The organism is Peribacillus sp. NPDC096540 (assembly GCF_050278525.1).
In the GTDB taxonomy this organism is placed as follows: Bacteria; Bacillota; Bacilli; order Bacillales; family DSM-1321; genus Peribacillus.
In genome coordinates, this window is sequence record NZ_JBNNTG010000012.1 from 101,445 (window position 1) to 111,501 (window position 10,057).

At 35.5% G+C, this 10,057-nt stretch carries 12 protein-coding genes; 11 read left to right on the plus strand and 1 reads right to left on the minus strand.

Going from position 1 to position 10,057, the window contains the following annotated elements:
* Positions 1–133 precede the first annotated feature (133 nt).
* The 7 genes from ACQKMR_RS12920 to ACQKMR_RS12950 all read left to right on the plus strand — a co-directional run bounded on the left by ACQKMR_RS12920 (position 134) and on the right by ACQKMR_RS12950 (position 5,378).
* The gene (locus tag ACQKMR_RS12920; RefSeq protein ID WP_427697642.1) at positions 134–1,300 is read left to right on the plus strand and encodes an MGDG synthase family glycosyltransferase; all 1,167 of its coding nucleotides are present in this window, start codon (positions 134–136) and stop codon (positions 1,298–1,300) included.
* Positions 1,301–1,486: 186 nt separating this feature from the next.
* Positions 1,487–2,089: a DedA family protein gene (locus tag ACQKMR_RS12925; protein ID WP_427697643.1), complete on the plus strand. Its 603-nt coding sequence runs from the start codon at positions 1,487–1,489 to the stop codon at positions 2,087–2,089.
* A gap of 535 nt (positions 2,090–2,624) precedes the next feature.
* The gene (locus tag ACQKMR_RS12930; RefSeq protein WP_427697644.1) at positions 2,625–3,062 is read left to right on the plus strand and encodes an N-acetyltransferase family protein; all 438 of its coding nucleotides are present in this window, start codon (positions 2,625–2,627) and stop codon (positions 3,060–3,062) included.
* Positions 3,063–3,653: 591 nt separating this feature from the next.
* The gene (locus tag ACQKMR_RS12935) at positions 3,654–4,154 is read left to right on the plus strand and encodes a hypothetical protein (RefSeq protein WP_427697645.1); all 501 of its coding nucleotides are present in this window, start codon (positions 3,654–3,656) and stop codon (positions 4,152–4,154) included.
* A gap of 146 nt (positions 4,155–4,300) precedes the next feature.
* Positions 4,301–4,822, plus strand: a complete 522-nt coding sequence (locus ACQKMR_RS12940; protein ID WP_427697646.1) for a GrpB family protein — start codon at positions 4,301–4,303, stop codon at positions 4,820–4,822.
* A gap of 19 nt (positions 4,823–4,841) precedes the next feature.
* Positions 4,842–5,078 carry a hypothetical protein gene (locus ACQKMR_RS12945; RefSeq protein WP_427697647.1) on the plus strand — a complete coding sequence of 79 codons (237 nt, stop codon included), beginning with the start codon at positions 4,842–4,844 and terminating at the stop codon, positions 5,076–5,078.
* A gap of 36 nt (positions 5,079–5,114) precedes the next feature.
* Positions 5,115–5,378, plus strand: a complete 264-nt coding sequence (locus ACQKMR_RS12950; RefSeq protein WP_427697648.1) for a hypothetical protein — start codon at positions 5,115–5,117, stop codon at positions 5,376–5,378.
* 223 nt (positions 5,379–5,601) lie between these two features.
* Here the strand turns inward: ACQKMR_RS12950 and ACQKMR_RS12955 are convergent, their stop codons facing one another.
* The gene (locus ACQKMR_RS12955) at positions 5,602–6,249 is read right to left on the minus strand and encodes a glycosyltransferase (RefSeq protein ID WP_427697687.1); all 648 of its coding nucleotides are present in this window, start codon (positions 6,247–6,249) and stop codon (positions 5,602–5,604) included.
* Positions 6,250–6,609: 360 nt separating this feature from the next.
* Here ACQKMR_RS12955 and ACQKMR_RS12960 point away from each other — a divergent pair, with 360 nt between their 5' ends.
* Genes ACQKMR_RS12960 through ACQKMR_RS12975 form a run of 4 tightly spaced genes read left to right on the plus strand, consistent with a single transcriptional unit; the run spans position 6,610 to position 9,767 of the window.
* Positions 6,610–6,990 (plus strand): GntR family transcriptional regulator, encoded by a 381-nt coding sequence (locus ACQKMR_RS12960; RefSeq protein WP_376109668.1) that lies wholly within the window; start codon positions 6,610–6,612, stop codon positions 6,988–6,990.
* Positions 6,987–7,673, plus strand: a complete 687-nt coding sequence (locus tag ACQKMR_RS12965; RefSeq protein WP_427697649.1) for an ABC transporter ATP-binding protein — start codon at positions 6,987–6,989, stop codon at positions 7,671–7,673. The genes ACQKMR_RS12960 and ACQKMR_RS12965 overlap by 4 nt, the downstream gene beginning before the upstream one ends.
* Positions 7,670–8,503, plus strand: a complete 834-nt coding sequence (locus ACQKMR_RS12970; RefSeq protein ID WP_427697650.1) for a hypothetical protein — start codon at positions 7,670–7,672, stop codon at positions 8,501–8,503. The genes ACQKMR_RS12965 and ACQKMR_RS12970 overlap by 4 nt, the downstream gene beginning before the upstream one ends.
* 28 nt (positions 8,504–8,531) lie before the next feature.
* Positions 8,532–9,767 carry a hypothetical protein gene (locus ACQKMR_RS12975; protein WP_427697651.1) on the plus strand — a complete coding sequence of 412 codons (1,236 nt, stop codon included), beginning with the start codon at positions 8,532–8,534 and terminating at the stop codon, positions 9,765–9,767.
* Positions 9,768–10,057 lie beyond the last annotated feature (290 nt).

Sequence of the window (10,057 nt, forward strand, 5' to 3'; positions counted from 1 at the left end):
TTGATTAAAAAGAAAGTTTTTAACAAAATCAGTGGTATATTGTAAGAGGAAAAAGCTCTTGAACATGCAAATAGTCTTTTTTCTTAATACGTAATCATCGTATTAAAAGAATGTTCTATAGGAGATGACATATATGAAGAAGATTTTGTTTTTACCTCTCTTTCGCATGCAGTCAGGACATCATCAAGTTGCAGAGGCCTTAATGGATATGTTAAAAAAACATACAAACGGATTTACTTTGAAAAAAGTGGATCTATTAAGTTATACAAATAACTCTTTAGAAAAAATGATAACAACTGGTTATTTGAAATGGATCCGTTATGCACCTGAAACCTATAATCTCGCCTATAAAAACCTATTTTACGTTCCCTTGCCGAAGGAACGTTCATTTAAATGGTATCAACATATATTCTTGAAAAAAATGGAAGAATTGATAACGGAGGAAAAACCAGATTTAATTGTGTGTACACACGGATTCCCTTCGTATCTTTTAAGCCAGTTGAAAATAAAAGGGAAATGCAATATCCCAATTATCAACGTGTATACGGATTTCTTTATTAATAATGTGTGGGGAAGCAAGGGGATCGATTTTCATTTTCTTCCTAGTCAGGAATTGAAAGAAAAGCTAATAAGCAAGAATCAAATACCGAAACATAGTATGATGGTAACTGGTATCCCTGTGCATGAGGAAATCACTAAAAGAAGCCGTGGATTAAAAAATGCAGATCGCCCCAAAATTTTAATTGCAGGAGGAAATAGTGGTCTGGGTGGGATATTGAATTTAGCAGATGAGTTAAAGAAATCAACCAACTTTGATTATTTTGTACTTTGTGGTAACAACAAAAAGCTATATGATGCAATCAATACTTGGGATTTAGCTCATATTAATCCATTACCTTATATCTCATCAAGGTCAGAAATGAACAAACTATATGAAGGAGTGGACGCAATCGTTACGAAGCCTGGTGGTGTCACCATTAGTGAAGCACTACGAAAAAGGCTTCCGATATTTGTGCATTCAATGCTTCCAGGACAGGAGGAAATTAATTTACAGTATTTAAAAGACCATAAACTTGTATTTGAACTCAATCACAAATTATCATTTGAAAAACAAATACTTAGTATATTAATGGACCATAAAAAAATGGATCAGTGGGATAAATCCATCGAATCTTATCAAAAGGAAATAGAGTTGGAAAAACCTGAGGGAATCGTCGAATTAATGAAATTGATCCTTAATCTTAGACAATCCAGTAAGCCGTCATATCTAACCAATCAGTCTAAAGTTATTTATAGTTAGGGGTAATAGTTCAAGTAACATGGTGTTAAAAATATCTGTTCTGTATTTAATGAATCAGCTGGAAGATTCGTTTAAATTGCAGAAATTTGTAGTGGACGCCTTTGCCAATCGACAAGGGGAGTTATCAATAACGGTCGAAATTTTTTTAAAAGAGAAAAGCTTAAAATGAAAGAGGGAAGCTGAGTTATGAATGACTTTATCCAATCTGTTCTTCTTACACTTATGGATTATGGGTACCTTGGAATTACCGTCGGTCTTATGATTGAAATCATTCCTAGTGAAATTGTATTATCTTATGGAGGCTTTTTAGTATCCCAAGGAAACATCAGTTTTGTAGGGGCGGTTATTGCCGGAACAATTGGTGGAACCATCGCTCAAATCTTTGTTTATTTAATCGGATATTATGGAGGAAGACCATTTTTAGAACGATACGGAAAGTATATTTTCATTCACAAGAAACATATTGAGCTATCTGAATCTTGGTTTAATAACTATGGACCAAGTGTCATTTTTACGGCTCGGTTCATTCCGGTTGTCAGACATGCTATTTCGATACCAGCAGGGATTTCTAAAATGTCTTTAATCAAATTCACGAATTACACGATACTAGCCGTAATTCCATGGTCTGTGCTTTTTGTATTCCTCGGGATGAAGTTAGGAAGCAATTGGGAACAGATTAATGAGATGGCCAAGCCCTATATCCAGCCAATCGCAGTAGTTGCGGTTCTCATTATTGCAGGACTGGTCCTTCGCGGATTCATGAAAAAAAAGAAAAACAAAGTCAATTGAAGTTTATGGATGTAAGGAAGGGTTTTGATGAAACAAATAGGTTACTTACAAGACCCTTTATAACAACATTAAACCAACCTATAAACGTGAAAGACTTCACGTTCAATAGATACTAAACTTAGCACAATTATTGCACGAAGCTAGTTTCGTTTGTTGGAGGAACGACTTTATAATATGAATTAATTTAAATGGCCACCAATTTGGTGGTCTTTTTTTTATGGGGAAATAGATTGGTGTTTTTTCCTTTATTTTGAAACTTTATCATCCTTAATCCGTATATAATGTTAACGATAGTAGTGAAAGTGAAAAATCAAGAAAGACCCAATTAAGAAAACACCCTTTGAAATATAATGGCCATTTAATAAGGATAGGGTTAACTGTCGTTGAAATATTCCTTCATAATAAAGGAATATTGAAGTAATAGAATACTTATAAATAGTATAGAAATGTAATAGTTATATTTTTAAATAGGGCAATATTTTAATGTAAATGGAATAACTAACATTTATTTGTCCTTAGGAAGGATGCTTCATTCATGGAAATTAGGAAACCAACTGACTATGAACTTCAAAAGGTTTTATCACTTTCTCCACAAGCAGTTTTTGACGGCACATTAGGTGAAGTGATGCCAACCAATCAAAAAATCAAACAGCTTGTTGAACCATTGCTTGCAAAAGGAAGTTATTACTTAATAGCGACAGAAAGGGACCATTTAATGGGCTGGATCTTGTTAGGATCCAGTAAAGACCAGTTTACTGATAAGATGAACGGATTTATCTATGAACTGTTTGTAATAGAAGAATTTAGAGGCAAAGGAATTTCTAAGAGATTAATGCAATCGGCAATTGATTTCCTAAAACAAGATGGGCATTCTGAAGTCCGTCTAAGTGCTTTTACCCAGAACAAAGCTATTAAGCTCTACGAAAAAATGGGCTTTAACATCAGAACCGTTACGATGAGTTTACCGCTATGACTCTTTCATTGGATGTTTCGCAATAGAGGAATATGTACTTGGAGGATTGCTTAGTTGGCTATGGGCTGATAAACCTGATAAAAAAAACAGATTTATTACATAAAATAGGACAGGATTTAACCGTCCTAAAGATTTTTTCTATTAGTGTTAGACCTATTTACAGGGGGGATAAAAAAAGTGAATGAAGCAATAATTAGTTTGCTTATTATTGTAATGTTGATCATTGCGTTCACATACGGTCTCATAAGACAAATACGGCAAATAGTTAGTATCAGAAAAGGAAATAAATCAGATTATGTTCATTACAAAAGAACAGTAGTTGGAAACTATCTGAGTTGCATTTCATATGCGGGTTTTCTTATTGCCTATATCTTAAATGTACTTCTTGCATCACGTATTATACCTAGTGTATTTTTTACAAGTGATAACACCAGTTTCAGTTGTTTTATTTTTTTTGCCTTACTATTGATCGCGAAATTTGGAATTATTCCTACTGATTCAAAACAGGGGGATTTACAGAATTGATAATGTCAGAGGATGTTCACTATCAATATTCTTGTTATACAAATACGTTATTAAGAAAGAGGAAATATGAAAAAAATTCCGCTAACACTATTAATCATCGGAATATCCATTACCTTTGTCTTAAGCTTTGCCATGCCAGAGTTGGCAGGTAAAGTAAAAAACGATATAAACTCTATGAAAATCCTATACTCCTACAGCGTTACAAAGTCATTCTCGGAACAAGCCGAAGAAATAATAGAAATGGCATCTGTACCTCTGGGTAAAGTAGAGACCCAAGATGTTAATATCCGCTCAGATGTTAAGCTTGAGGAAACACCACTGAATATTCAGGGGGTAGTAAAAGAAAACCTAAACAAGCCGGAAGAGTACAAACATGAAGCCACATTAACTGGCCCCGAAAAAGGGTTTACATACCGGAAATATTATCTTACCAAAAATTACGATAAAGGAACTTACACAGTTATTCGGACTAATAAAATAACGGGAAAAGAAAAGGAGTATGCTGGAACGTACTATGAGCCGAGTACTCAGGATCCTATCATCGCGTGGTCACGTGACAAAAAGTAAAAAAGGTATGAGATTAGATGACAACTCTTATTACTACGCTTATCCCATTGTTACTATAGATAAAAACGATAGTTTAAAACAAAGCCCCCATTCTAGGGGGATTTTTGTTTTAATGAACAAGATTAACATGAAAGTTGGGTGATAAAATGGAAAAACCAGTCACGATTGAGAATTACAACCCCAATTGGGTTACTGAGTTCGAACAGGAAAAAGTGAAGATAAAGGAAATCTTAAAGAACTATCCTATTTGTGTTGAGCATATTGGTAGTACGTCTGTAAAAGACTTAGGAGCAAAGCCGATTTTGGATATAATGGCTGGCGTGCAACATTTAGTTGAAGTGGAAAAGTTTATTGAACCCTTAAAAACCATTGGTTATGAGTTTGTCCCACATAAGGAATTTCCAGAAAGGCGTTTTTTTAGAAAAGGCCAATGGAGAGCGGGTACACATCATTTACATATCTACAAGTTCGAAAGTGAAGAGTGGGCTAATCATATCTTATTTAGGGATTATCTAAGTGCTCATCCTGATGTATGTAAACAATACCAGCAATTAAAACAAAACTTAGCTCAAGAGTATCATGTAGATAGAGTGGGGTATACGAAAGCAAAAGCCCCATTTATCCGATATGTCATAGAAGAAGCTAAAAAAGAGATAAATAGTATGTGATTTTCAAGGTGAAAGGAGTATGAAAATGTATCTGATCATTTCAATAATTTTAGCGACCATTCTGGGTTATCTTCTACTTATGATGGGACCGTTAGTTGGGGGAGTTTTAGCTTTCGGAATTGTTGTTGGCTGTTTAATTAGAGGATTATACTTACTTAACAAGATTAGTAAAAAGCTTGAAACACCAAAGTCTGATAAAGTAAAAGCTGCATATGAAAATTACCTGAAAGAAAAAGAAAGTTTCAATCAAGGATAGTTAGCTTTTGTTTTCTAATGAGAGAGCTGGGGAGAATTGAAACATAATGCTGGTTTTATAGGCCAAATCGGGGGATGGGATAAAAATAATCCGTTAGAAGCAGGCATGGTTTCAGGAGTATTTGCTGAAAAGAAAAATGGAAGATATCTGGTCGCTTCATTATGGGACAATGATCGTTCACATCAATGGAATGTGGATAATAAATTGCCTGCCTTAATTCAGAGCTCTGGAGTCAAGGACCCTCCAATAAGGATTACAGGAAGTTTAATAAAAGTTAATCCCAAATGGATCGTTTTTTGAATGATTGGGATGCTTCTTCAAATCCAAAGTTTTAGGTTCAGGTTGAATCTAAGTTGCCCAAAAATAATGGCGTTTGTTGAAGAATCTTTACAGTTTAGGAGATAAAACAGAAAAACGGGGTATAGCTCAAGCATCTGCAAATCTATCCCGTTATAGTACCATATCATATTAAATCCCGACTTTATCATTGAAATTAAGTCGGGATTTGTTTTTATTAGATGTTTTAAAACTTATTTGGGAATTGCTTGATAATCCCTTCTGCTAGGGTGTCAGCCAATTTAATAATATGATCTTCACCTTTATCAAAAGCAGAAATTTCCGCATCTGTATCCTTTTTTATTCTGGATACAACTTGGTCTGTAAGTAATTTTAAATGTGTATATAGCAATTCCTTTAATTCATCATTGCTCCAATTCGGATTGGCTTTACTAAGGAACAGAGCAATATCATCAGCGTTTCTATACCATTCAGCATTAAATTTTTTCAGATTTTCCTGGTTTCCGCTTTTTGCTGCATCCACCACTTTTCCTGCAAGAACGATGTGCTCCCTTAACAGTTCAGCTAGTTTGTTGCCAGCTGCATCGCCATAATAAGGTTTGATTGCATTTCCTATATCATCCTGATTTTTTAATAACCTAGTCAGTACCTTTTCTTTGTCATCCAAATCCGATAAGGCACTTACCATATAGCTTCTTGTCCATATAGTATGGTCAATCCAAAGTTTCCGTAAAGTCTGTTTTAGCTGTTCTGATGATTTACTAATACATTGTCTTTGTTGAACCCCTTTTCCATTTGCCTCAGTAGTTAGAGGAGAAAAGATCAAAGCAAAAGACATAAACAAGATTATTAACGTTAAAAACCGGTTTTTGATAAAAACCATCCCCTTTATATAAATTTAAGCTCCATTATTATTTGATTAATTTACAGATTTTACTCTATAAGGGACTTAACAGAAAAATTCGGAACCGCAAAGGGGAGATAATAATACTGATCCATTGAATACTCCTAATTTCCGCCGATTTTGCGCTGATCACCACATGACTTACTGTTATGTAAGCTATTAAACCTTCGACTGCTTCACGCAATCGTTTTTTTTTGTGAAATTCTATATTGACAGTGAAGGTGTATTACGAGTATAGTACATCTATAAGGTGTATGAACTACTTAATACATACACTCGTTATTAAATTTTAAATCAGAGTTTTTTCCTAAATAAATAGGGGGTGATTTTATGAACGTTAATACCCGAGAACCGGTATATTTGCAAGTTGTGAGGCATTTCAAAGAACAAATTGCCATTGGGAAATTCGTAGCGGGACAGGAAATTCCATCCCGAAGAGAACTGGCGGCTTCACTGAACATTAATCCTAATACAGCTCAAAAGGCGTATAAAGAAATGGAGGAACAGGGTTTGATTCATACAGAAAGAAATTTTCCTAGTCGAATCACAACAAATGAAACGATTTTACAGGCTGTTAGACAGGAACTTATTCTGGCAGCGGTTGATTCTTTTGTAGATGCTATTCGGCCTATTAATGTGCCAGTTGAAGAGCTGCTTCGAGTGGTTAAAGAAAAATATTCGGAAGAAATAAGGGAGGGGGAAGAAAAATGATAGAAGTAAAACAAATCTCTAAGAAATACGGCCGGAAGACAATCTTAGATGGTGTTTCGTTTACAGCTAATAAAGGTGAAGTCACTTGTCTGATCGGGATAAATGGTGTCGGGAAAACGACTACACTCAAAGCCATTATGGGTTTGACGCCTTATAAAGGTGAAATCCTGATTGATGATCAAAAAATGACAAAGAACAGTTATGAAAGAATCACGTTTATTCCGGACGCCCCGACTATGCTTCCGCAAATGACCATTAAACAGGCTATGGTTTTCATGTCGGATTTCTATACATCTTGGAATCCGGAAAGAGCTAACCAATTAATGGGATTCTTCAAACTTAAAGAGGAGACCCCTATTTCGGAATTGTCAAAAGGGAACACAGCTAAGCTTAACCTAATGCTGGGTCTGTCCCTTGATGTGGATTATGTACTGATGGACGAACCATTTTCGGGCATTGATATGTTTAGCCGGGAGCAAATTGCCGATGTTTTTGCAAGCCACCTTATTGAAGACAGAGGTGTCATCATCACGACCCATGAAATCGGTGATATTGAACATTTAATCGATAAGGTCATTTTATTGGATAACGGTACAGTCCTTAAAGAGTTCAATACAGAAGAAATGCGTGAGGATGAAGGGAAATCAGTAGTCGATGTAATGAGAGAGGTGTACCAATCATGATGCGTTATTTAAAGCTAGTGAATTTTGAAATCAATCGTTTTAGTAAAATATATATATCCTTATTGTTGATAACATTGGTGTCGCAGTTTGCTGGAGTGATCATCGTAACGAAGAATTTTCTTAATCGAGCCCATGATATCATGTCGGAAGAAAAAATATCAGAAGCCGCCTATGTTACTAATTATGGTGGTATTGATTTTACCCAAATTGCTAATTCTCTCTGGTTTCAAGGACCAATCGCGTTGAGTGCAGTAGCTCTTGTTTTTTACATTTTTCTGATTTGGTATCGTGATTGGTTTGGAAAGAATACCTTCATTTATCGTCTATTGATGTTACCGACATCCAGATTGTCAATTTACCTTTCTAAAGCTACGGCCATCTTCTTGATGGTGTTAGGGTTGATTGCTTTGCAGATTATCATTTTACCAATGGAAAATGCACTGTTTAATTCAAACGTACGGGAAACGTTATTGAACATGGAAATGTCTTCTTCAGTCATCACGGAAGCCAATAGGGTATTGACCTTGATTATCCCAAGCACATTCACGCAATTTCTGCTTTCCTATGGCATTGGTCTTATGGTCATGTCTGTATTATTCACAGCCATTATGTTTGAGAGAAGTTACCGCATAAAAGGAATAGTATCGGGATTGGTATATTGCGGAATAGCGGCTGCGTTGTTTTGCGCTCCAGTTTTCATAATGGCAAGTGAAAGTTTCTATTTTTACCCTAATGAATTATTCAGCATAATGACTGCTTTAGGATTCATTGTGACAGGATTATCGATTTGGCTAGGCTCGTGGTTATTGAAAAACCGAGTTACCGTATAACAACTACTATAAAAGGAGAGTGAACAAGTTGAAACGTTATATCTGCAGCATCATTATTGTAATGGTTGTCATTTTAAGCATCGGGACCTATTATGTCAAAGTAGCTTCCTCCGCTTCAGACCTACCAAAATATACGTTTAAAAAGCTAGAAGGCAGTGATAAAGAGCTTGATCCGGTAATCATAAATGCTTCGCTTGAAAAGGGAAGACTTTATGAACCATTAACGATTGAATCCAATCAAACCACATATGGCAGCGAAAAGTCTTACTTTGATAGCTTATCTGGAAGACAAGATCTTGAAATGGAAAGATTAATAAAAGAATATCGTTCATTTATGCGTGGAAAGGATTTTATCGATTCTTTTTATGAAGACAGTGATTTTCTGGCTTACGCCTCGGTGAATAGCGGTTATACAAAGAGCGGGAAAATGGAAGCGGAGTTTGATATCGCTTTACTGGAGAAGAAAAGCAAAGATGAAACTTCTTTCGATATTGAACTTCCAGATAAGGATAGAATATTGAATATTGATGTCAGGGATGTGCAATTAATCCATTCAAAACTACAGGTTTTAACGATTATTGATGTGAATTCAAACGATGATAAGCAAACGAAAGAGGTTCATCTCTATACGATCGATTTAGCTAATAAAAAAGTTTTGAGCGATAAAACCCTTTTATCCGAAACCTTTAAACACCCGAATCAAGTCGAACTTGTGATGCCAATTGATGTTGCACCGATCCAGTCAAACAACATGATTTTAATTTCTTTAGTTACAGGGAAATATCATGAGGATGGTTCCTATGAGGAAAAACCAAATGAAAGCAAACTGTTATCTTATAATTATGAAACGGAAAAATTAGAAACGGTTAAATTGCCGAAAAAGGAAAAGGTTAGTTATGACATGGTAAGAGGCGGATATGTGGATGGGAAAAACCTTTATCTAATTGAAATGAAATCCGATAATTATCACATTAAGACGTTTGACCTAAGCAGTCAAACGATAACGAATGACCTTGTGTTAGATTTAGCTGTTCATAAGGATGAACAATACTTCGCCACCGTTAAGAACGGAAAGGTGTATATCCTTCTAGGTAATGACAGATATCCAGAGGAAATGGATTATAAAACTAAACCGCCTCGATTGCTGATTGCCGATTTAAAGACCGGAAAGACTTTATATAAAGGGGAAACAGTCATTCAATCAGCAGAACAAAAGAAGACCAAAAATCTTGGTTTTTATGTAGAAAATATAGAAGTCAAATAAGGACCACTATCACTAGAAGCAGTCTCAAAAACTATTGAGACTGCTTCTTTTTTTAGTGAAGGACGAATTATCTCTCTGAAGGACGAATTATGCCCAATGAAGGTCGAATTATTTCTCTGAAGGACGAATTATGCCCAATGGAGGTCGAATTATCTCTCTGAAGGACGAATTATCCCCAATGGAGGTCGAATTATCTCTGAAGGACGAATTATGCCCAATGGAGGTCGAATTATCTCTCTGAAGGACGAATTATCCCCAATGGAGGTCGAATTATCTCTGAAGGACGAATT